General features: G+C 65.5%; 25 protein-coding genes. 10 read left to right on the top strand and 15 right to left on the bottom strand.

The window, feature by feature from the left end:
- On the top strand, nt 1-228 hold the full coding sequence (locus FEJ81_RS14985; protein WP_138246043.1) for a DUF7511 domain-containing protein: 228 nt from the start codon (nt 1-3) through the stop codon (nt 226-228).
- Nucleotides 229-313: 85 nt separating this feature from the next.
- Here FEJ81_RS14985 and FEJ81_RS14980 read toward each other — a convergent pair whose 3' ends face one another.
- Nucleotides 314-589: a PadR family transcriptional regulator gene (locus FEJ81_RS14980; RefSeq protein ID WP_090622019.1), complete on the bottom strand. Its 276-nt coding sequence runs from the start codon at nt 587-589 to the stop codon at nt 314-316.
- Between the two features lie 196 nt (nt 590-785).
- Between FEJ81_RS14980 and FEJ81_RS14975 the strand changes: the two genes are divergently transcribed.
- Nucleotides 786-1,355 carry an NUDIX hydrolase gene (locus FEJ81_RS14975; RefSeq protein ID WP_138246042.1) on the top strand — a complete coding sequence of 190 codons (570 nt, stop codon included), beginning with the start codon at nt 786-788 and terminating at the stop codon, nt 1,353-1,355.
- A 175-nt stretch (nt 1,356-1,530) separates the two neighbouring features.
- Here FEJ81_RS14975 and FEJ81_RS14970 read toward each other — a convergent pair whose 3' ends face one another.
- Together FEJ81_RS14970 and FEJ81_RS14965 are read right to left on the bottom strand one after the other, a co-directional pair.
- Nucleotides 1,531-2,760, bottom strand: coding sequence for a midas domain-containing protein (locus FEJ81_RS14970; RefSeq protein ID WP_138246041.1), 1,230 nt, complete (start codon nt 2,758-2,760; stop codon nt 1,531-1,533).
- Between the two features lie 443 nt (nt 2,761-3,203).
- Complete coding sequence (locus FEJ81_RS14965) at nt 3,204-3,395, bottom strand: HVO_0649 family zinc finger protein (protein WP_138246040.1); 192 nt, start codon at nt 3,393-3,395, stop codon at nt 3,204-3,206.
- A gap of 107 nt (nt 3,396-3,502) precedes the next feature.
- Here FEJ81_RS14965 and FEJ81_RS14960 point away from each other — a divergent pair, with 107 nt between their 5' ends.
- The 4 genes from FEJ81_RS14960 (at nt 3,503) to FEJ81_RS14945 (ending at nt 8,725) form a co-directional block, all read left to right on the top strand.
- The gene (locus FEJ81_RS14960; RefSeq protein WP_138246039.1) at nt 3,503-5,398 is read left to right on the top strand and encodes a bacterio-opsin activator domain-containing protein; all 1,896 of its coding nucleotides are present in this window, start codon (nt 3,503-3,505) and stop codon (nt 5,396-5,398) included.
- Between the two features lie 102 nt (nt 5,399-5,500).
- Nucleotides 5,501-5,686 (top strand): DUF1328 family protein, encoded by a 186-nt coding sequence (locus FEJ81_RS14955; protein WP_006429257.1) that lies wholly within the window; start codon nt 5,501-5,503, stop codon nt 5,684-5,686.
- 283 nt (nt 5,687-5,969) lie between these two features.
- Nucleotides 5,970-7,895, top strand: a complete 1,926-nt coding sequence (locus tag FEJ81_RS14950) for an aldehyde ferredoxin oxidoreductase family protein (protein ID WP_138246038.1) — start codon at nt 5,970-5,972, stop codon at nt 7,893-7,895.
- Nucleotides 7,896-8,131: 236 nt separating this feature from the next.
- Nucleotides 8,132-8,725 (top strand): YIP1 family protein, encoded by a 594-nt coding sequence (locus FEJ81_RS14945; protein WP_138246037.1) that lies wholly within the window; start codon nt 8,132-8,134, stop codon nt 8,723-8,725.
- 159 nt (nt 8,726-8,884) lie between these two features.
- Here the strand turns inward: FEJ81_RS14945 and FEJ81_RS14940 are convergent, their stop codons facing one another.
- On the bottom strand, nt 8,885-9,271 hold the full coding sequence (locus tag FEJ81_RS14940) for a winged helix-turn-helix domain-containing protein (protein WP_138246036.1): 387 nt from the start codon (nt 9,269-9,271) through the stop codon (nt 8,885-8,887).
- A 255-nt stretch (nt 9,272-9,526) separates the two neighbouring features.
- On the opposite strand from FEJ81_RS14940, the gene FEJ81_RS14935 reads away from it, so the two are divergent.
- Both FEJ81_RS14935 and FEJ81_RS14930 read left to right on the top strand, forming a co-directional pair.
- A complete protein-coding gene (locus FEJ81_RS14935; RefSeq protein ID WP_138246035.1) occupies nt 9,527-10,186 on the top strand; it encodes a helix-turn-helix domain-containing protein in 660 nt (219 codons plus the stop codon).
- A 143-nt stretch (nt 10,187-10,329) separates the two neighbouring features.
- The gene (locus FEJ81_RS14930) at nt 10,330-10,479 is read left to right on the top strand and encodes a DUF7560 family zinc ribbon protein (protein WP_138246034.1); all 150 of its coding nucleotides are present in this window, start codon (nt 10,330-10,332) and stop codon (nt 10,477-10,479) included.
- A gap of 36 nt (nt 10,480-10,515) precedes the next feature.
- On the opposite strand, the gene FEJ81_RS14925 is transcribed toward FEJ81_RS14930, so the two are convergent.
- From FEJ81_RS14925 to FEJ81_RS14875, 11 genes are all read right to left on the bottom strand, one after another.
- Nucleotides 10,516-10,968: a pyridoxamine 5'-phosphate oxidase family protein gene (locus tag FEJ81_RS14925; protein WP_138246033.1), complete on the bottom strand. Its 453-nt coding sequence runs from the start codon at nt 10,966-10,968 to the stop codon at nt 10,516-10,518.
- Between the two features lie 145 nt (nt 10,969-11,113).
- Nucleotides 11,114-11,548, bottom strand: a complete 435-nt coding sequence (locus FEJ81_RS14920; RefSeq protein WP_138246032.1) for a hypothetical protein — start codon at nt 11,546-11,548, stop codon at nt 11,114-11,116.
- Nucleotides 11,548-11,808, bottom strand: a complete 261-nt coding sequence (locus FEJ81_RS14915; RefSeq protein ID WP_138246031.1) for a hypothetical protein — start codon at nt 11,806-11,808, stop codon at nt 11,548-11,550. The genes FEJ81_RS14920 and FEJ81_RS14915 overlap by 1 nt, the downstream gene beginning before the upstream one ends.
- 65 nt (nt 11,809-11,873) lie before the next feature.
- The gene (locus tag FEJ81_RS14910) at nt 11,874-12,194 is read right to left on the bottom strand and encodes an AzlD family protein (protein ID WP_138246030.1); all 321 of its coding nucleotides are present in this window, start codon (nt 12,192-12,194) and stop codon (nt 11,874-11,876) included.
- Nucleotides 12,184-12,975, bottom strand: coding sequence for an AzlC family ABC transporter permease (locus FEJ81_RS14905; RefSeq protein WP_138246029.1), 792 nt, complete (start codon nt 12,973-12,975; stop codon nt 12,184-12,186). The genes FEJ81_RS14910 and FEJ81_RS14905 overlap by 11 nt, the downstream gene beginning before the upstream one ends.
- Nucleotides 12,976-13,066: 91 nt before the next feature.
- On the bottom strand, nt 13,067-13,276 hold the full coding sequence (locus tag FEJ81_RS14900; RefSeq protein ID WP_138246028.1) for a hypothetical protein: 210 nt from the start codon (nt 13,274-13,276) through the stop codon (nt 13,067-13,069).
- 72 nt (nt 13,277-13,348) lie between these two features.
- Nucleotides 13,349-13,627 carry a ubiquitin-like small modifier protein 1 gene (locus tag FEJ81_RS14895; RefSeq protein ID WP_138246027.1) on the bottom strand — a complete coding sequence of 93 codons (279 nt, stop codon included), beginning with the start codon at nt 13,625-13,627 and terminating at the stop codon, nt 13,349-13,351.
- 81 nt (nt 13,628-13,708) lie between these two features.
- The gene (locus tag FEJ81_RS14890; RefSeq protein ID WP_138246026.1) at nt 13,709-14,059 is read right to left on the bottom strand and encodes a hypothetical protein; all 351 of its coding nucleotides are present in this window, start codon (nt 14,057-14,059) and stop codon (nt 13,709-13,711) included.
- Between the two features lie 60 nt (nt 14,060-14,119).
- Nucleotides 14,120-14,605, bottom strand: a complete 486-nt coding sequence (locus tag FEJ81_RS14885; RefSeq protein ID WP_138246025.1) for a hypothetical protein — start codon at nt 14,603-14,605, stop codon at nt 14,120-14,122.
- 174 nt (nt 14,606-14,779) lie between these two features.
- The gene (locus FEJ81_RS14880) at nt 14,780-15,166 is read right to left on the bottom strand and encodes a hypothetical protein (protein ID WP_138246024.1); all 387 of its coding nucleotides are present in this window, start codon (nt 15,164-15,166) and stop codon (nt 14,780-14,782) included.
- 187 nt (nt 15,167-15,353) lie between these two features.
- Nucleotides 15,354-16,244, bottom strand: a complete 891-nt coding sequence (locus tag FEJ81_RS14875; RefSeq protein ID WP_175416440.1) for a GNAT family N-acetyltransferase — start codon at nt 16,242-16,244, stop codon at nt 15,354-15,356.
- A 1,237-nt stretch (nt 16,245-17,481) separates the two neighbouring features.
- On the opposite strand from FEJ81_RS14875, the gene FEJ81_RS14870 reads away from it, so the two are divergent.
- Both FEJ81_RS14870 and FEJ81_RS14865 read left to right on the top strand, forming a co-directional pair.
- The gene (locus FEJ81_RS14870; RefSeq protein ID WP_138246023.1) at nt 17,482-18,510 is read left to right on the top strand and encodes a Cdc6/Cdc18 family protein; all 1,029 of its coding nucleotides are present in this window, start codon (nt 17,482-17,484) and stop codon (nt 18,508-18,510) included.
- Between the two features lie 63 nt (nt 18,511-18,573).
- Nucleotides 18,574-19,434, top strand: coding sequence for a VOC family protein (locus FEJ81_RS14865; RefSeq protein WP_138246022.1), 861 nt, complete (start codon nt 18,574-18,576; stop codon nt 19,432-19,434).
- Nucleotides 19,435-19,556 lie beyond the last annotated feature (122 nt).

Below are 19,556 nucleotides of genomic sequence, written 5' to 3'. Positions count from 1 at the left end.
ATGGATGGCTCTGCTGACGGGGACGAGGGCATCGCCCACGAGTACGCGGCCGAAACCGACGGGATCGACCCCGCGGACGCAGTCCTGTTCGACGCGATCGTCGTCCGCTACCAGTCCGGGAACGATCGCTGTACGCTCGTCCCCCGCGACGGGACCACCGAGGAGAAACTGAACGCGTGGCTGACCGCCGATATGGAGACCGTCGTGGACCTCGACGACGCTCGGTGACCGCGGCCGTGGGTCCGTCGGCAAGAGCGGCGCGAAGCGAGGCGCTCGCCGGCGAGTCGTCCTCGAGAGAGAACACGGCCAGAAGTCAGACGTCGACGTACTGGTCGACCCACTCCTGGCGGCGCTGCAGCGCGCGTCGGCCCTTCGGCGTCAGCGCGTAGTAGTTCGTCCGTCGGTCGAGCTCGCCTTTCTCGACGAGTTCTTTCTCGACGAGCGTGTCGAGATTCGGATACAGACGGCCGTGCGTGACCGGCTGATCGATGTAGCTATTGATGTCGTCGAGAATCTCCTGCCCTGACGGCCGGTCTTTCCCTGCGATCACGTACAACAGGTCTCGCTGGAAGCCAGTTAGCTGGTCCATGGATCACCCTCTGAGTGACGACGTTCACGGTGTTGTGGCTTTGTTATAGAGCTGGTACGTCTCCGGCGAGACCGAGAACGCACCGCGTAGGACCGCTGACGGGCGACACACTCGGCGGAACGCGGGGGCTTATCACCGAGACGTGCGGGCACTGCGTGACGCGGCGTTTTTGACGCGCACCGCCGTACCGGCCGCTATGCCAACCGATCCACTCGCTTGGGAGACGCGCGAGCGCCGGGTAGCCTACTCCTGTCCGGGTTTCGATGTCATTAACGAGTCCGTTCGACTGCCCGACGGGACCGAAACCGAGTTCGACTACCTCTCGGAACCGGCGAGCGTCTGCGTCCTGCCGTTTACGCCCGAGGGCGACGTCGTCTGCATCGAAGAGTGGCGACAGGCTGTCTCGCGGATCAGCCACGGCCTCCCCGTCGGCGGCGTCGAACCCGAGGACGACGACCTCGAGGCGTCGGCGCGCCGTGAACTCGCCGAGGAGACCGGCCACGAGGCCGAACGCCTCGAGCCGCTGACGACCGTCGAACCGGCCAACGGCATCGCCGACGCCGTCTTACACTTCTTCGTCGCCGAGGGCTGCCGGCCGACGGCCGAACAGCGACTCGATCACAACGAGAGCATTCGCGTGACCGAGCGCTCGCTCAAGGAGTTGACTGACGCGGTGGCCGACGGCGAGATCCGCGACGGCCGGACGGTACTCGCCCTCTCGTACTACCGGCTGTTCGACGAGGGCAGCGGCCCGGACGGAAAGTGAGGTCGACTCTCCCCAACCGCGACGCGATCCGCGTGCCGGTTCCCGCCACCGATACCGATCGCTGACGGGAACTCGAGCGGCGTGAAAAAACGGAGCCGGTATTCGACGACGGTGTCGAAAGCGGCGTGTCTCGCGGGTCGTCTCGGTTCGATCAACCGAGTGCGCGACTCGACATTCAGCCGTCGCTCTCGTTTCCGGTTTCGTTCCCGGTCTCGTTCGCGCTCTCGTTTGTCGACTCGTTGCCGTCGGTCTGCTGTTGCTCGAGCGATTCCGTGAGTCCCTCCGTTTCGCCGAGAGTAACGGTGTCCGCGTTGCCGTTTTCGACGGTCATCGTCCCGCCGGAGAGCGACGAGATCGTCTCGCCGTCGGTGTCGGCAGCAGTTTCGTTCATCGCACCGTCCGCGGCGGTCTCGTTGCCGCCGTCGGTTTCGTTCTCGTCGGTCGCGTTGGCGTCTTCGCCGGTCTCGTTATCGGCGGTTTCGTTGTCGGCCGCCGCGTTCACGTCACCCGTCTCGGTACCACCCTCTTGGCTCTCGAGGGTACCGACGGTCATCGATTCGAACGTGAGCTCGTCGAGATCGAACTCCTCGATGGTCAGGGACTCGATCGCTTCGGAGCTGGCGTTGTCGGAGTCGCTCTCGTTCGTTTCGCCGTCGCCGCCGTCACCATCACCGCCGTCACCGTCGCCGAACAGTCCGCCGATGAAGTCGGAGATACCCGAGAGGATGCCCCCTTCGTCTTCGTCGACGGTGAGGTCCTCGATCGTCAACTGATCGGTGTTCATGGACTCGATTGTCATGTTCTGGACCGTCGCGTTGTCGGCGTCCTCGCCGATCAGTTGCTCGATATCGGACGACGATTCGTTCCCGTCGGCGTCGCTCTCGTTATCGCCATCGTCGCTCTCGTTTGCACCGTCCATGCCGCCGTCCGTCCCGAGGTCGTCGATCGAGACGTTCTCGAGGACGAGCGACTCGAGGCCGACGTTCGAAATCGTGACCTCGGTGTCCGCGGATTCGTTGTCCGTGGACTCGTTCTCAGCGGATTCGGTATCCGCGGACTCGTTGTCGCCCGCCGCGGATTCGTTGTCCGTGGACTCGTTCTCAGCGGATTCGGTATCCGCGGACTCGTTGTCCTCCGTCTCGTTCAGTTCGTCCTCGAGTTCCTCGCTGTCTTGAATATCCAACTGCCCGGCGTTGAGTTCCTCGATCGTGACGTTCTGAATCGTGAGGTTCTCGAGTTCGAGCGTCTCGACCTGTACGTTCTCCAGCGTTGCGCTCGCATCGCTCATGTCTCCGGTGTCGTCGGTCGCGGCCGTGGTCGCTCCGCCGACGAGGGCGGGACCCCCCGAAAGCGCGACCAGCACCGCGACGAACGCGACACCGATAGTTCGCGGTCGTGAAACCATACGCGCCGAGGTACGGCCGTCGCGCGGCTAAAACGGGGAGACTGTTACGACATTATTGCGGAGAAAACCGCCGTTGTGGACTCGAGGAAAACCGTTCGCGGCCGATCCAGTATTGGACGTTGCGCTGCGATCAGTGTGCAACCGCCGCGATCCCGCTCTGCGACCCACACCGGTATCGGCGCGTAGTCCCCGTGTCACGAGTAACTGGGTCACACGTCATCTCGAAGCGCTCGTCTCAGCGGCCCGTTACCGCTCTCGAGCGGCGAAAAGCATCTATTTCCGCCCCGAAAGAGAACGCGAGGCTCGAGGCCCGGACTCGTTCGGGTGGCGATCGATTCGAGCCCGCCGATACGGGCGGCTGGAAGAAGAGAGACGGTGGCTCTCGGTGTCGAACGCGATAGCTCGTCGGTCGCTCGAAACTGCGTCGGAGCACCCCCCGCGGGCTATTCGAGTCGGAGTTCCCGCGTCTCGACGGCGTCACAGGTCGGACAGACGAACTGGTAGCGGACCCGTCCGCCCGTCGTGGTCACGCGCCAGCCGCCGTCGGTGTCGACGTAGCCGCACGCCGGACACCGCAGTTCCGACTCGTCGAACTTCTCCCGCAGTCGCTCGAACGGCGATCGATGTACTGACATATGTGCACATACACCGTGGTACTATATAACAACCTAGCTTGCCGAACCGAGGGTCGCCCGGTCTTCCGATCACAACGGTTCTTAGGGAGCCGTCCGTAGGACGAACTATGGACGATGCCGACACGGAGCACGGCGACGACGCCGTCGACGACCCCGCGGCGGCCGTCCGCGCACTCGAGTACGTCGTCGATCCGGTCGTGGCGGTCGTCGAGGGGACGATCACGTACGCGAACGAGGCCGCCCGCGACGCGTTCGACCTCGGCGACGCCGACCGCGACGCGGCGACCGCGCTCGGTGCGCGCTGGGATCGGCTCGCGGGGGCCATCGACGAAACGACCGTCGGCACCGCCCGACGCGTCGACTTCGACGGTGATCGGGGGAGCGTTCGTCTCCATCGCGGCGCGAACGGCGCGACGATCACGTTCGACCGCGACGGCTCCGAGATCCATGCCGACGGCGCGACCGGCTCGCCGTCGGGCTCGAGCGACCGGCTGGTAAAAGACCGCGCGCTCGAGGAAGCGCCCGTCGGGATCACTATCTCCGATCCCGACCGCGAGGACAATCCGCTCGTGTACATCAACGAGGCCTACGAGGAGATCACCGGCTACGCGTACGACGACGTCGTCGGTCGGAACTGTCGGTTCCTCCAGGGACCCGACTCGAACGAGGACATCATCGCGGAGATGGCGGCGGCGATCGACGAGAACAGGCCCACCACCGTCGAACTCAAGAACTACCGCGAGGACGGCACCGAGTTCTGGAACGAGGTGACGATCGCTCCCGTCCGGGACGAGGACGGCCGCGTGACCAACTACGTCGGCTTTCAGAACGACGTGACCTCGCGCAAGGAGGCCGAACTCGCGCTCGAGCGCCGAACCGAGGAACTCGAGTACATCCTCGATCGCGTCGAGGGACTGATTCAGGACGTCACCGCCGCCGTCGCCGGATCGACCGACCGCTCGGACCTCGAGCGCGAGGTCTGCGAGCGGATCGCCGCCGAAGACGCCGACGACGGGGCGTGGATCGGCGACCGAAACCCCGCGACCGGGACGATCGAAATCCGCTCGCAGGCCGGGGACGGTCCGGAGCGCGAGCGACTCGAGGCCGGAACCGACCATCCCGCTGCCGAGGCGGTCGCGACGAACGAGCCCGCCGTCGACACCGTCGGCGGAACGACCCGCGCCGCGTTGCCGCTCTCGTACAACGGCATCGAGTACGGCGTCGTGACGGTTCGGACGGATCGGGATCGCGCCGCCGACGACCGCGAAACGGTGATCCTCTCCGCGCTCGCCCGCGCGGTCGCGAGCGGCATCAACGCCCGCGAGACGAGCCGCGTGCTCGCGACCGACGCCGTCGTCGCCGTCGAACTCGAGTTGACCGACCGCGACCTCGCACCCGTAGCGCTCTCCGCCACGGCGGACTGCCGGCTCGAGTACCGCCGCTCGGTCCACCGATCCGACGACGAGACGGCATCGCTGTTTACGGTCAGCGGCGCGAGCGCGGACGATGTCGCCGCCGCTGCCGCCGACCTTCCCGACGTGGACTGCCGGGTCATCATCGAACGCGACGAGGGCTGTCTCATCGAACTGACGAGCGCGGACGACCTCGTCGGCTGGCTCTCCGGGCGCGGCGCCCGCACGCGGACGATCGAGAGCGAAGCCGGACGCGCCCGCGTCACCCTCGAGATCCCCCGCTCGGCGAACGTCCGCTCGGTCGTCGAGGCCGTCGAGGACCGCTACGACGGAACCGACATCGTCTCCTTCCAACAGCGCGAACGCGAGGGCGAAACCCGACAGGAGTTCGCCGCCCGACTCGAGAAGTCGCTGACCGATCGGCAGTTCGGCGCGCTCCAGCGGGCCTACCTCGGCGGCTACTTCGAGTGGCCCCGACCGACGACCGGCGAGGAACTCGCCCAGTCGATGGGCGTCTCGCGGCCGACCTTCCACGAGCACCTGCGGACGGCCGAGGCGAAACTGTGTCGGGCCTTCTTCGGGGACGCGTAGCCGCCGGTTTTCGATGACAGTCACGGGACGGAACCTGTAGCCGCAGCTTAGCCCTGCGGACGGTCGCCGAGATTTATGTGGGTCGTCGTGGGAGCCGTTCCTATGCTCCCGTTCGCAGCTCCGCTTCAGACCGGCGGTGGGTTCCTGTACTGGGCGATCATCTTCTTCGTCCTCGCGATCGTCGCCGCCGCCGTCGGCGCTCGCGGCGTCGCCGGCATCTCGATGGAGATCGCGCGGATCTTCGTGCTGATCTTCATCATTCTCGCGGTGGTCGCACTGCTGTTATAATCCGGCGAGTCCCCGCCGGCGTCGCGCCGTTCGAGTCGGACCCTCCGGATGGCACAGCGGCCGGTTCGCCTCGGTTTTCGCCGCCCCGTCGAACGGCGTGATCTCTGACGGTTACGTTTCCGCAGTTCTTGCCAGCGCTCCCGATTGTCCGTCTCGAGTCACCGTCGCCTCCCTCGAGCGATACGCAGAGCGACTGATTTTCCGCCCGCATAACCGGTTCTGGTTACGATCGGTAGAGAACGACTAACACGCTGGAGGTCGTATACAAGAACGAACGGTTACCATGACTGAACTCGGCGGATTTCAAGACAGGGTCGCCCGCATCGATCTCTCGGACGGGGAGGTCGCGTACGAGTCGATCGGCGACGAGGACGCGAAGCAGTATATCGGTGCGCGGGGACTCGGGGTAAAGTACGTCTTCGAACAGGGACCGGACGTCGATCCGCTCGGACCCGATAACCTGCTTGCGTTCATGAACGGGCCGCTGTCAGGCACGCAGGTAACGATGAGCGGCCGGATCGCCATCTGTACGAAGTCGCCGCTGACCGGCACCGTCACGGACAGTCACCACGGCGGCTGGTCGGGCGCTCGGCTCAAGTGGTCCGGCTTCGACGGGCTGCTGTTCGAGGGGGAGGCCGACGAGCCGGTCTACGCCGTCGTCGAGGACGGCGAGGTCGAACTGCGGGACGCCTCCCACCTCTGGGGAGAGGGATTCCACGACACGCGCGACGCGATCGAAGAGGAGGTCGAGGGCTCCTACGGCAAGAACCTCAGCATCATGGGGATCGGCCCCGGTGGCGAGAACGAGGTCAAGTTCGCCTCCATCATGAACGAGGACGACCGGGCCTCCGGCCGCGGCGGCACGGGCTGTGTGATGGGCTCGAAGAACCTCAAGGCGGTCGTCGTCAAGTCGACGACGAAGATGCCCAAGCCGGCGGATCCGGAGACCTTCAAGGAGGGCCACCAGCAGGCGATGCAGGCGATTCAGGAGTCGGAGGTCACCGCGCCCAACGAGGGCGGCCTCTCGATGTACGGCACCAACGTCCTGATGAACATCGGCGAGGAGATGGACGGCCTCCCGACCAAGAACGGCCGATACACCTCGACCGAAAGCATGCGCGACGCGGAGGGCGTCGACGTCGACGCCGAGCGCGTCTCCGGCGAGAACGTCCGCGAGAACATCCTCGTCGACGAGCCGACCTGTCACTCCTGTCCGGTCGCCTGCAAGAAGGAAGTCGAAGTGACGAAGATGCACAAGGGCGAGGAGATGAACGTCCGGACCGAGTCCTACGAGTACGAATCAGCGTACGCGCTCGGCCCGAACTCCGGCCACACCGACCGCGACGCCGTCGCCCTCATGATCGACCGCTGTAACGACATGGGCGTCGACACCATCGACGCGGGCAACATGATGGCGATGGCCATGGAGATGACCGAGGAGGGCAAACTCGAGGGCGTCGGCGAGTTGGAGTGGGGCGACGCCGAGACGATGGTCGACATGATCGAGCGGATGGCCTACCGCGAGGACGACCTCGCGGATCTGCTGGCCGAGGGGCCGCGCCGAGTCGCCGACCGCAAGGAGGCCCACGAGAACTCGCTCGCGGTCAAGGGCCAGACGATCGCGGCCTACGACCCGCGCTGTCTGAAGGGGATGGGCATCGGGTACGCCACCTCGAACCGCGGGGCCTGCCACCTGCGGGGATACACCCCCGCGGCCGAAATTCTGGGCATCCCCGAGAAGGTCGATCCCTACGAGCACGAAGGGAAAGGCGAACTCACCGCCCAGTTCCAGGACCTCCACGCGATCTCGGACTCCTTCGACATCTGCAAGTTCAACGCCTTCGCCGAAGGCATCGAGGAGTACGTCCTGCAGTACAACGGCATGACCGGCCGCGACGTCACCGAAGACGAACTCCTCGAGGCCGGCGAGCGGATCTACAACTTGGAGCGCTACTACAACAACCTCAACGGCTTCGACGGCAGCGACGACTCGCTGCCCGAGCGCTTCCTCGAGGACGGCATCCGCGGACAGGGCGCAAGCGAGGGCGAGTACTGCGAACTCGAGGAGATGAAAGCAGAATACTACGACCACCGCGGCTGGGTCGACGGTGTCGTCCCCGACGAGAAACTCGACGAACTCGGGATCGACCTCGGCCCCGGCACCGGCGTCAGCAGCAGCGGCGGCGCGGCGGTCTCGAGCGACGACTAGCGCAGTCTTCCGACCCTATCGACCGGCTTCTTTTCGGCGGCGCAACGACTCTCGGGGCGCGATTCGTCACCGAAGACCCTGATGGCCAATCGATCAGAATAGTATATTGATATGTGTGGGTAATTGCCATTTCCTACCAACAGTATCAGATATATCGGCTCGTAACTCAGAGAAACCGTTAAACGAGTTATCTATGATTTCGATATATTCTTATAATCCTACTCATATCTGGTTGTATGAGTATACTGAAACAATGGAAAGGTGTCAACGGCTACATGATTCGAGATCCGGGAACGTTCTTCTCGGAGTATGACGAGACCCACGGCGCGGGGTATCCGCTCGCGTTTATGCTGCTCTCGTTTCTCGCCACGATGCTGCCGTTCGCGGCGCTCGTGATGCTATTCAATCTGGCGTCGCCGGCGGACGCGGCAATCGGCATCGTCGTGGCGCTGATTTTCGGCATCGTCGCTTGGATTTTCGGTGTTATCGAGGCGCTGGTCGCCCACGTTATCGCCTCCCTGTTCGGCGGCCGCGGTGCGTCCCTGACACTCGAGGCGTACGCGTTTCCCACCCTCATCCGTAGCGGGCTCTGGTGGCTCCCAGTCATCGGCTGGGCCACCGGCTTCTACGGCTGGTACCTGCAGATCAAGGGACTCGCTGCATTTCACGACATCTCGACGGGGAAAGCTGTCGTGGCCGCGGTGATCGCCGTCATTCTGTACATCCCGGCTGTCATCATCATCGCCGCCGTCATCGCCGCGTTCGTCCTCGACCTCGGTAACCCGCCCGAGACGCAGCCGGCGATGCTCCTGCTCGATGTTCTCGCATAGCTGATCCGGAGACGCGACTATCTCTCGAACCGCCGTGCGATACCGAATCCGATGGTAGCCGTCGCTCTCGAGAGACGGTGATCGACCTCTCGTCGTCCGGTCCGCTATCGGTCCAATCGAACGGTGTCGGTAGCGCGACTCGCAGACACACTGAGAAAATCAGTCGTCGGCAACGGCGTAGGCGGCTCCGGAATCGGTCTCGGCGTCGGGTTTGGTCATCTCGATTTCGACCCCCTCGCCAGCGACGGAGACGAGCACGTCGTCGAAGCTCTTGCGGTACTCGGTCGCGTGCTTGCCCGAGGTGTTGATCCGGACCTGCTCGTCGACCAGTTCGGCCTCGGTCAGCATCTCGACCTTTCGGTAGGCCGTCGACATCGGGATGTCGCACTCCTTGGAAACCTCCGTCGCCGTCAGCGACTCCTCGGCCGTCGCCTCGAGAATCGCACGGCAGGCGCCGTCGTCGAGCGCGGCGAGGACGGCCTGCGGGTCGATCTGATCGTCGTTCTGCCAGCCTCGGTTTCGGGCGTCAGGGTTCGTAGCGGACATCTGTTACACCTTCTAGTACCGACCGATCCCCCTCCAAATGAGTCCCAATAAATACAGGGCTCTTTATATGGGGTGGGGAAATAACCGAGGCGAATCGATCTCGAACCGATCTCGAGTCGGTTCGCTCGAGGTGGACGCGGACCCGGGCCCGCCGCGATGGATCGTCGGACGGCCCCACGCCTCGCGGGTCGGTAGCCGACGTGCTTCCGGCCCGTAGACACAGGATTTAGGGTGGACGGCTCCACAGAAGTGGGTATGGCTTCGGGGATTCGCGCGGAGGTGAAGATCGACGACCCGCCCGACTGCGTCGTCGCGCAGGCCTCGGCGGAGGCCGACGGCCGGGTCCTCTCGGTCTCGAAGAGCACCAGCCCGTCCGCGCCCGAGCGCGTGACCGAGGAGTTCATGCTCGAGGCCGAGCGCTACCCCGACGAGTTCGACGTCGACGCGGACCTCTCGCCGATCTTCTCCTACGGCTCGAGTTCCGTCTATCGGCTCGAGCGCGAACTCGGATGTGGCTGTCCCTGCGAGTGCATCGAGGAACACGACTGTCCGGTGGTCGACGTCCGTACGCAGGGCGCGGCGCTGTACCTGACCTTTCACGCCCCGGATATGCACGGGCTGCAGGCGGTCATCGGCGAGTTACGCGACCGCTACGCGAACCTCGACGTCCAGCGGCTGCTCCAGTCCCAACAGGACCACAACGAGCGCAACCTCGTCTTCGTCGATCGGAGCACGCTGACTGATCGCCAGACGGAGGTCTTGGAGACGGCCCACCGAATGGGCTATTTCGAACACCCCAAGCGAGCCAACGCCGGCGAGGTCGCCGACGAACTCGACATCACCGGGACGACGTTCACCGAACACCTCGCGGCGGCCCAGACGAAGCTGCTGGACGCCATCTTGGACCACGAGTGATCGGCCGCTCGAGGCGAGCGTGGTCTCGAGGCACATGAACGTATCGGGACCTACAGACCGACGGCACCGAACCGCAACCCTATATATACTGGACGTACAGCTAGACGGTAGACGACCGACGTTTCACACGACTGACCCCTGACATGAGCAGATACGAGTTCACGTGCCCGGAGTGCGGGCAGGAGATCGAGGTCAACGAATCGATGCGCGAGGCTACGCTCACCCACGGCTGTCCGGTCTGTGGAGCGTCGGTTACCTCCTCGGCGTTCGTTACGGAACAGCAGACGAGCTAGCGGCGGTCGCCGTCGATTCCGACCGTCCTCGAGAACTTACTCCTCGCGATCGACTTCGGTCCGCCGCCCGTTGAGCGTCGACGGCACGAGACGGTAGAGTTCGATATTCAGCGCGTCTTTCCCCTCGGCCCAGATCTCGAACAGCGGCCGCTTCGCATCCCCGTACTGGGCGATTTCGTCCGGCGTCAGTGCCGACGGCTCGATGCTCTCGAGGTCTCCCGTGGCGATGATGCTCCGGTAGGTCGAGTCGGCTTCGTCGTAGACGACGAGTCGTGCTTCGGGCTCCGACTCGAGGAACTGGCGCTTCTCGCTCTCGGGCGTCGATACCATCCGCATGTAGAACTCACGGGCATCGTCGTCGTAGCCGTACGAAATCGGGATCGCGTAGGGTTCGTCCGTGCGCGCGAGCGACAACACCCCCGTCTCGTGACGGCTGAGGAAGTCGTCGATCTCCGCGTCCGTCATCTCGGTTTCCTGGTCGATGGCCATCGTCTCAGTGGTTTGCCAAAGGTGAAACGTGACCATTATAGTTGCCATCGACCGCGAGACCCGGCGGCGCGTCGCCGGTGGCACGTCGGCGCGCTGCTGGCTGGCCAGCGATGCGAGCGGAGCGGAAGACGGGATCGCCCGCCGTTCAGTCCGGCGACTCGAGGTCGTCCCCGTCGCCGCTACTGGCGGATTCGTCGCCGTCGCCACCGGCGGACTCCACATCGCTCGTTCCGATGACGATCGGCTCCCGGATCTCGAGGGCCGTCTCGAACTCGTCTTCGCGGTCCGTTCGCCGACCGATTTTGACCAGTTGTTCCTCGTGTGCGCGGCGGATCGCCGACAGTTCTCGCTCTGTCACGTCGATCTCCTCGCCGATCTCTTCCCAGTGGCCCCAGTCGACGAGGAACACCTCGAGGTCGTCGTCCGCGTAGAGCCGTTCGTACTCGCGGCGGTATCGCTCGCGGGCCGGTCCCAGCACCGCCTGTGCGCGCTCGATGAGGTCGGGTAGTCTGGTCGGCGGCACGCTCGCCTTGGCGGCGGTGAGCACGAGCACCTGCCCCTCGATCGGGTCGCCCGCCATCAGCCACCCGCGCGCATCGCCTTCTGTGCGAACCGCTCGACCAGCGGCTCGAGGGTGTCATCGTCGCCCTCGAAGGCGATCGTCACCTCGGTCAGTTTCAACGAGGGGCCGACGCCGACCTGCTCCGAGGAGAGCGTCGCCGTCCAGTCCGCGCCCTCGACGGTATCGTCCGCGACCTGCTCGCCGCCCAGATTCGTCAGGTAGCGGATCGCGAGCCGCTCGGAGATGCCGCGAAAGGAGCGCTCGACACGCGTTGCCATATCCGTGATTCGACGCCCGAACGGATAAATTCGCGTTCGGCGGTAACGGGGACCGACTGCCCTCGCTAGACGAGCGCCCGGAACAGGACCACGGCCCCGACGCCGCCACAGAGCGACAGCAGGATGCTCTCGGTTCGCCACATGACCAGCAAGACGACACCGGCTGCGCCCCACTCCGCCGGCCCGCCGGCGGCCAGTTCCGGCCCGAGGATCGCGATCACGATCGCCCCCGGCAGGACCGAGAGCCCGGCCTCGAGTCGCTCGCTCACCTCGATCCGGCGCAGGACCCAGAGCCCGCCGACCTTCGTGAGCGCGGTCACGAGCGCCATGGCGAGGATGACGCCGACCACGAGCGGATCGAGCGCGAGGGCCCCCTCAGCGATCATGGAGGATCACCTCGACGGCAGCGGCCGCGAGGCCGCCGAGCAGGATGTACCACCGGCCCGGAACGAGTTCCGCGGCCGCGACCGCGGTCGCGAGCGCGACGAGCCACGGCACCAGCGTCGAGCGCCCCTCCCAGAGTTCGGCTGCGAGCGCGACGAATACCGCCGCGAGGACGAAATCGATGCCGTAGCGGGCCGGATCGCCGATCACGCCGCCGGCGGCCGCGCCGAGGATCGTCGACGCGACCCAGAAACACCACATCGCGATACCGGTTCCGAGGAGGAACGCGCCGCGTCCGCTGCCGGACTTGAGGTCGCGCATCGTCAGCGCCCAGTTCTCGTCTGCCATCAGTAGCAGACTGCCGTAGCTCCGGCCCGGCGAGAGCCGCTCGAGCCACGGGCCCAGCGCGGCCCCCATCAGCGAGTAGCGCAGGTTGATCGCGAGCGTCGTGAGGACGATCGTCGCGACCGGGAGCGGCTCCGCCCAGAGCTCGACGGCGACGATCTGGGCGGCACCGGCGAGCACGGTCGCGCTCATCAGCGCCGCCTCGGCGACGCTCAGCCCGGCCCGGCGGGCGAGCATGCCGAAGGCGACGCCGTAGCCGCCGACGCCGACGGCGACCGGGAGACAGGTGAGGAGGCCGGCGCGGATCCCCTCCCGGCTGAACGTGACCGGCTGGCGTTCGTCGGCTGGGGCTCGGCTCTCCGCGACCGGTTCGTCCGTCGCCCGGCCGGCGGGGTCGCCGGGGTCGTGATCGGCGTCGCTGCCGTCGAATCCCGTCACGTTCGGTTACAGTCCAAGGACGCGTAAATCGTTCTCGAAACCGCCCGCGGACGAGGGGGATCAAGCCGATTCACTCGCATTTCGGCTCCGATCATGCGCCGTAGTACAGCAGTGCGACCGCGATGATGCCCGCGGCGAGTCCGTACAACGGGCCGCTAACAACCGCCAATACGACCGCAAGTAACGCGAAGACGATGCCGAAGAACAGACACAGCTGCTGGATCACCGTTTGGTCTTCCGTCCGACCGACGGCCCATTCGACCGCGGCTTCGAACGGGAGGAGAAGGAGATCGTCGAGCATAGATCAGCAATCGGTCTTGTCTGTAAAAAACATAGTGGTCGCGTCTCTCGTCAAACCGAATCCGCCACTCCGCTATCCACCCGCGACCGGTGGGAACACCGACACCACGTCGCCCTCCGCCAGCGTCGTGTCGACGCCTTCCATGTGCACCACGTTGCGGCCGTTCTTCAACACGCTCAGTTGGGGCCGGATCGTCCCGTCCTCGAGCAACTGTCCCTCGAGCCCGTCGTACTCGCCCTCGAGCGCGGTGAGCACGTCGCCGACGGTCGCGTCGTCGTCGACCGTTCGCGTCCGCTCTTTCTCCCCGACGGCCTCCCGAAAGGTGGCGAAGAACCGGAGGTCGATGTCCATACGTCACACTCGTGTCCGGACGACATAAGTCCGGGCGGTGAACCGTCGGCTCCGTAGCCGGGTTCCGAGCGCGGGCGGTTCTCAGTCCGCCGACGCCGTCGGCGGCGACGCGTACGACACTGACTCGACGCCCGCGTCCTCGAGCGCCTCGTCGATCGCACTCGCGCCGCGGTCGGTCGCCTCGTCGGCGTCGTCGGCCTCGACGACCACCGTCACGGAAAACTCGAGTACGATGGTGTACGGATCGAACGGGCCGGTCAGGTGTTCGTACACGTCCGCATCGGCGATATCCCAGTCCGTGATCGGCCCCTCCGCTGTGAGGGACTCGAAGGTTGCCGCGAGTTCCGTCGTCGCCTCGTCGCAAGCGGTCGTGTCGGACCCGCCGTGGAGGGTGACGAGCGTCGTCCCCGCACGAGAGACAGCGAACTCCATGCGCTCCCTACTCAGTCCCGGCAGTTGAACGCTTGGGATGGGTACCTCGGGTGCAATCGCTCACTCGATCCAGAACGGGACCCCGTGTGCCGACAGCAGCGATCGCATCCGCTCGACGCCGCCGGCGATATCCCACCCCGCCTGCGTGTAGTGTTTGTAGGGATGGCGAAGCCACGAGTACTCCCGGTGGGCGAACACCTCGACGGCTCCCTCGCCCGTCTGAAACAGCGTGACGTGGAGTTGCCACCTCGCCAGCGGCGACTCGCGTCGGACCCAGCTACCCGCCGAGAGCCGCCCGTCGTCGTGGACCTTCAGCGACGCGATGGGTTCGGACTCGAACGCCAACGTCTCGAGCGTCGAGCGGACCGCGTCGAGTTCGCGCTTGACGGTCCCGACGTACTCCGCCGGGTGTTGGCGACAGATCGCGTAGCCGCCGAGCGGTTCCTTGATCCGATGGAGCGCCGGGAGGACGCGACGGCGGATGCGCGTCGTCAGATCGACCGCGCCGGCCTCGTCCGAACTACTCCCGTCGATCGTCGTTGCCACACCTCTTTCTCTCGAGCGCGACCACAAAACTGTTTCTGTACTATACATTTCACCTCGATATCCACGATTCGAAAAACAATCAATAGAGTCGCCAGTACAGGATGTTAGAGGTATTTAGAAATACATAGCTACCTGATACCAGTCCGGAAGTCGAGCGAAGCCAGTCGACGGCCGCTACAGATCCTGCAATCGGATCCCGTCCTCGACCAGCCGCGCGTTCCGCTCCCGGTCGAGGTGCTCGCCCAACTCGTCGTGTTCGTGGAGCTGTGCGATCACGTCGGCGTACAGCGTTCGCCACGCGATCGCGTAGATCGGTGATTGGCCCCACGCCCGCAGTTCGGGGACGAACGCGTCGTAGGTCTCGTAGCGCTCCTCGAACCGGTCGATCGCCTCGAGCACCTGCCCCGCGGCCTCGCGTTCGTCCGCTGCCTCCTCGAGGATCCGATTGAACTGCGTCTCCCAGCCCGCGACGGCCTTCTGCATGTCCGCCGCCACGGTCTCGTCGTCTGCCGGCAGTCGATCGAGAATCGGTTCCGGAACGCCGAGGGAAATTTCCTCCATACGACCCGGTATGCGATAGAGTGGCAAGAAAATTCCCGTTCGGTCGTCGCTCCAACCGACGACCTGCCGACGGTGGCACGCGCCGGAGAGCGACGAGCGACCGGTGGGGGCGGACCGAAATCGGCTGGGAGGGAGGGTTTCTTCGCTTTCAGGAGTGGGTGAACCGTTTGGCCCTCGAGATCCGGGCTCAGGGCCACGTCGCGAGCATGATCTCGTCGACGAACTCGCCCTCGAGACAGTACTGGCCCTCGTGTTCGCCCTCGCGCTGCCAGCCGTTGTCCTCGAGGAACTCGATCGCGGCCTCGTTCGTCCCCGGAAGGTTCTGGTAGACCTTCTGGTATCCCGCACCAGCGGCCCACTCGAGGCCGTACTCGAGCAGCGACGAGCCCACGCCCTGCCGCCGGAACGCGGGATCGACGCCGACGGTTACCTCGGCGGTGTGACGGAGCGACGACAGTTCGGGCGCGTCGAGATGGAGCCAGCCGATGATTTCACCTCTCCCGTGCCCGCCCGTTCCGCTCGAGTCGACCTCCGCCTCGCTTCCGGTGCCAGCCTCGTCCGCATCGCTTTCGTCCCGTTCTTCGTCCGTCCCCTCCTCGAACTCCGCGACGAAGCAGACCCGCGAGCGCTCCTCGTTGGCCCGGACGATGGCCGGTTCGCGCTCGAGTTCCGTCGCGACGCTCTCGGCGACGACGTACGTGCCGTCCGCGGCGACCGTTCGCATCGTCTCGACGACGCCCTCCCGGTCTTCCTCGCGCGCCGGTCGAATGGTAACGACCCCGTCCCCGCACTCGAGGTCCGTCGTCGTCGCCTCGAGTGCCACCCTGAACTTCCCGTCGACTTCGGTCAGGTAGCCCTCGGCCTGCAGCGCCTCGAGACAGGATCGGAGCTCGTCCGGGTCCGGCGCGACCGTTTCCGTGTAGGTACCCGATCGGGCGGGTTTCGAGTGGGCGCGGCCGTCGTCGATCTCGATCGATCGCGCCAACTCGGCCGGCGTGACTGCACCGTTACGCTCGACGTACTCGTAGACGCGGCGCTGCACGTCGTCCTCGAGCGATCCCGTCGGATACATGCTCATATCGAGACCCCACCGACTGCCGCCATTAGTATGCGATCCGTATCGGTCGCCGCAGCCGTCCGGCCGCGCCGAAGCGACCGATTGCCCGCGGTCCCGAACCGTTTCGAATCGCGCCGAGGGCCGTCGCGTCCGGCCAATAGGCGATTAGCGCTCGCGGTCCGGCTAATCGAAACGATGTCAGCACGAGAGGGAAATTGGTATAGCGAATTTCGGTTTATCGACGCTACGGAGTGTCGAGTTCTTCGGATTTTCGAGTCAGACCCTCGGAGCTGACGCTGAGACTCTGGCTTAGAGCATAGCAGATCCTGATCAACCGGACGGCGGTCGCTCCGCTTTTTGATGCATCTCTCCGCCGATCACCACTCGTCGGCGTGGGTGTGACTCGAGTCGATACTCGAGCGGTATCGACGGGCGTGATTTGTAATCTCAACCGCAGCCGAGATCGGTCTATCGAGATGGGCGACTGGCCGGAATTCGAACTGATCGCGACCGGACCTCGAGAGCGCGCGATTTCGACTGCTGGTTTCGGTCGCTCTTCTGCAGCTGTTTGTCCGCTGGCTGGCGATATCCCGATCCGGCTCGAGTCTCCTACTCGAGGTGGTAACCCCCTGTTTCTCGCCCGCAACCCCGGGAGTGAGACGTCGAGATCCGGGCTCCGCTCGAGTCGACTCGAGTCCTGCGTACGGAAGCGATCGAAGAGGTCCGATCAGTGACGGAAAGCGGTAATCTCGTAGCTACCAGCGATCACGATTCGGGCTCGTTCGAAGCCGGCTGCCGCGGCACCGACAGTGAACGGTCGAGGTTCGGTGGGTGTCGAGTCCGGAATCGCGTCCAGTCGGAGATACTGTCCCGACTCGGCTTGCCGATTTGCACTTCGCGTGAGCCGGATCCGACGACAGCCGGTTCGGTCGCAAGCTGATGGCGGTATCACTGCCGTCGCGAAATCGCCGGTTCGCTCGAGCGGGATCAGGCGGCTTTCGAATCGGTTGGCTGCAGGGCGGTGGTCCGAATCGGCTGGACACACTCGAGAGAACGTTTCGGTTCCGGTTTCCGAAAATCCGATAGCGCGCTACTGTTGAGCGCTGTTCGCCCCGTTCGAGATTGCTGCCGTTGTCCGCCGAAACGGCCTCGGATACACCCAATAAACCACATACTGCGATATCGAATACGCTCGGTTTCGGAAGTATCGGAACCGGCCCGGCGTCGTTTATTAGCATCGAGGACGAATCGGTCCGGTGTGATCGCCGACGACCGCGTCCTGCGCGAGGATTTCGTGCCCAGCGAGGTGGTCCACCGCCACGACGAGGTGTCCCACCTCTCGGAGACCCTCGAGCCGCTGCTGTCCGGCGGACGGCCGGACCCCGCGTTCCTGTTCGGGCCGACGGGCGTCGGCAAGACCTGTATCGCTCGCTACGTCCTCGCCCAGTTGTGCGAACAGGAGCCGCGGGTGCGGGTCGCCTACGTCAACTGCTGGCAGAAGTACACGCGGTTTCGCGTGCTCTACAGCATCCTCGAGGCGGTCGGGCGGGCGACCGACGTCCACCGCTCGACGCCGAAAGACGAACTGTTCGAGCGACTCTCCCGGACGGATGACGGGCCGATCGTCGTCGTGTTAGACGAGGTCGACCAGTTAGAGGAGACGGCCGCGTTGTACGACATTCACCGACTCTCCCACGTCTCGCCCGTCTTGATCGCCAACCGCGAGGTGGAGCTATTCGCGGGCTTCGACGACCGGGTACGCTCGAGACTGCACGCCGGGACGCGGGTTCGGTTCGACCGCTACGGCACCGACGAGCTCGCGGCGATCCTCGCCGAACGGGCCGCGAAGGCCCTCGAGCCAGCGTCGGTGAGCGAGTCGCAACTGCGAGCGATCGCCGACGCCGCGTCGGGGGACGCCCGCGTCGGAATCGGCATCCTCCGGTCGGCCGCCCGCCGGGCGGAGCGACAGGGGTCGGCGTCGATTACGGACGACGTGCTCGAGGCGGCGATCCCGGACGCGCGGACGGCGATCCGCCGGAAGACCGTCGAGGGGCTGATCGAACACCAGCGGGTGCTGTACGACGTGATCGACGAGGCGGGCGAGATCGAACCCGGCGACCTCTACGCGGAGTACGAGCGCCGCGTCGAGGAGCCGAAGACGAACCGGACGCTGCGCAACTACCTGACGAAGATGGTCCACTACGACCTGATCGAGGCCGTCGGCGAGCGCCGGGGCCGGACCTACCGACTGGTCGATGACCTCGGCGGGGCCGAGGGCGAGTCGTGACGACCGCGGGTTCAGTCACCGACCGGCCGTAAGAGCCACTTCGCGGGTGTCCGATACGAGAGTATGAGCCGATCTTCCGCGCTTCCGGACGACACCCGCCTCGGCCGGACCGCGCTTCGCGTCGCCGATCTCACTGTGACAATCGAGTTCTATCGCGATATCGTCGGCCTCCGTGTGCTGGACCGCGACGAGTCGAGGGCGACACTCGGCGTCGACGACACGCCGCTGCTCGAGCTACTCGCGGAGTCGAGCGCCGAGTCACGCGACGAGCGGGGCGCGGGGCTCTATCACAACGCGTTCCGTGTCCCGTCGCGTGCGGCCCTCGGGGCGGCGCTCGGGCGAATTCGAGATCGCTGGACGCTCGACGGAGCCTCCGACCACGGAGTCAGCGAGGCGCTTTATTGCACCGACCCGGAGGGAAACGGCGTCGAAATCTACCGCGATCGGCCGCGAGAGGCGTGGCCGCGGACCGAGGACGGGACCGCCCGGGCGGCCGGTGGCCCGCTGGCCCTCTCGGAGGTCGCAGCGGCGGCGGACGACGCGGGCTCGACCGGCTCGCAACCGGCGCCCGGCGGGACGACCCTCGGCCACGTCCACCTCGAGGTATCATCGCTCGAGTCGACGGAGACGTTCTACGTCGAGAGGCTGGGGCTCGACATCTCGATGTCGTTCGCGCCCGGCGCGCGCTTTTTCTCGGCGGGCGGCTATCACCACCACGTCGGCGCGAACACCTGGAACCAGCGGTCGCGGACGGCGGACGGACTGGGACTGGCGTGGTTCGAACTCCTCGTTCCGGACGCCGACGCGCTCGAGGCGGTTCGAGAGCGACTCGCGGACGGCGGCGTCTCGATCACGGAGACCGACGGCGGCATCGAGGTGGCGGATCCGGACGGAATCGCGATCCGCGTTCGGTTCGCCGCGTAACGAGACGGTCGCCGCTCGGAACCGACGAATCCACGGCGTCCGTCTCTCGATCCGACCCGCGACTCGTTCACGTCGTTGTGACCGTTATTCCGTCACGAGAGTTTCTCTCGCGTGTGATTTGA

The organism is Natrinema versiforme, from assembly GCF_005576615.1.
GTDB lineage: Archaea > Halobacteriota > Halobacteria > Halobacteriales > Natrialbaceae > Natrinema > Natrinema versiforme_A.
Note: the sequence above shows the minus strand (reverse complement) of the source record. Positions and strands in the feature narration are given on the sequence as shown.

Bases quoted from the DNA above. Each gene is read 5' to 3' on its own strand.
- FEJ81_RS14985 (WP_138246043.1), top strand. From the start codon at position 1: ATGGATGGCTCTGCTGACGGGGACGAGGGCATCGCCCACGAGTACGCG.
- FEJ81_RS14980 (WP_090622019.1), bottom strand. From the start codon at position 589: ATGGACCAGCTAACTGGCTTCCAGCGAGACCTGTTGTACGTGATCGCA.
- FEJ81_RS14975 (WP_138246042.1), top strand. From the start codon at position 786: ATGCCAACCGATCCACTCGCTTGGGAGACGCGCGAGCGCCGGGTAGCC.
- FEJ81_RS14970 (WP_138246041.1), bottom strand. From the start codon at position 2,760: ATGGTTTCACGACCGCGAACTATCGGTGTCGCGTTCGTCGCGGTGCTG.
- FEJ81_RS14965 (WP_138246040.1), bottom strand. From the start codon at position 3,395: ATGTCAGTACATCGATCGCCGTTCGAGCGACTGCGGGAGAAGTTCGAC.
- FEJ81_RS14960 (WP_138246039.1), top strand. From the start codon at position 3,503: ATGGACGATGCCGACACGGAGCACGGCGACGACGCCGTCGACGACCCC.
- FEJ81_RS14955 (WP_006429257.1), top strand. From the start codon at position 5,501: ATGCTCCCGTTCGCAGCTCCGCTTCAGACCGGCGGTGGGTTCCTGTAC.
- FEJ81_RS14950 (WP_138246038.1), top strand. From the start codon at position 5,970: ATGACTGAACTCGGCGGATTTCAAGACAGGGTCGCCCGCATCGATCTC.
- FEJ81_RS14945 (WP_138246037.1), top strand. From the start codon at position 8,132: ATGAGTATACTGAAACAATGGAAAGGTGTCAACGGCTACATGATTCGA.
- FEJ81_RS14940 (WP_138246036.1), bottom strand. From the start codon at position 9,271: ATGTCCGCTACGAACCCTGACGCCCGAAACCGAGGCTGGCAGAACGAC.
- FEJ81_RS14935 (WP_138246035.1), top strand. From the start codon at position 9,527: ATGGCTTCGGGGATTCGCGCGGAGGTGAAGATCGACGACCCGCCCGAC.
- FEJ81_RS14930 (WP_138246034.1), top strand. From the start codon at position 10,330: ATGAGCAGATACGAGTTCACGTGCCCGGAGTGCGGGCAGGAGATCGAG.
- FEJ81_RS14925 (WP_138246033.1), bottom strand. From the start codon at position 10,968: ATGGCCATCGACCAGGAAACCGAGATGACGGACGCGGAGATCGACGAC.
- FEJ81_RS14920 (WP_138246032.1), bottom strand. From the start codon at position 11,548: ATGGCGGGCGACCCGATCGAGGGGCAGGTGCTCGTGCTCACCGCCGCC.
- FEJ81_RS14915 (WP_138246031.1), bottom strand. From the start codon at position 11,808: ATGGCAACGCGTGTCGAGCGCTCCTTTCGCGGCATCTCCGAGCGGCTC.
- FEJ81_RS14910 (WP_138246030.1), bottom strand. From the start codon at position 12,194: ATGATCGCTGAGGGGGCCCTCGCGCTCGATCCGCTCGTGGTCGGCGTC.
- FEJ81_RS14900 (WP_138246028.1), bottom strand. From the start codon at position 13,276: ATGCTCGACGATCTCCTTCTCCTCCCGTTCGAAGCCGCGGTCGAATGG.
- FEJ81_RS14895 (WP_138246027.1), bottom strand. From the start codon at position 13,627: ATGGACATCGACCTCCGGTTCTTCGCCACCTTTCGGGAGGCCGTCGGG.
- FEJ81_RS14890 (WP_138246026.1), bottom strand. From the start codon at position 14,059: ATGGAGTTCGCTGTCTCTCGTGCGGGGACGACGCTCGTCACCCTCCAC.
- FEJ81_RS14880 (WP_138246024.1), bottom strand. From the start codon at position 15,166: ATGGAGGAAATTTCCCTCGGCGTTCCGGAACCGATTCTCGATCGACTG.
- FEJ81_RS14875 (WP_175416440.1), bottom strand. From the start codon at position 16,244: ATGAGCATGTATCCGACGGGATCGCTCGAGGACGACGTGCAGCGCCGC.
- FEJ81_RS14865 (WP_138246022.1), top strand. From the start codon at position 18,574: ATGAGCCGATCTTCCGCGCTTCCGGACGACACCCGCCTCGGCCGGACC.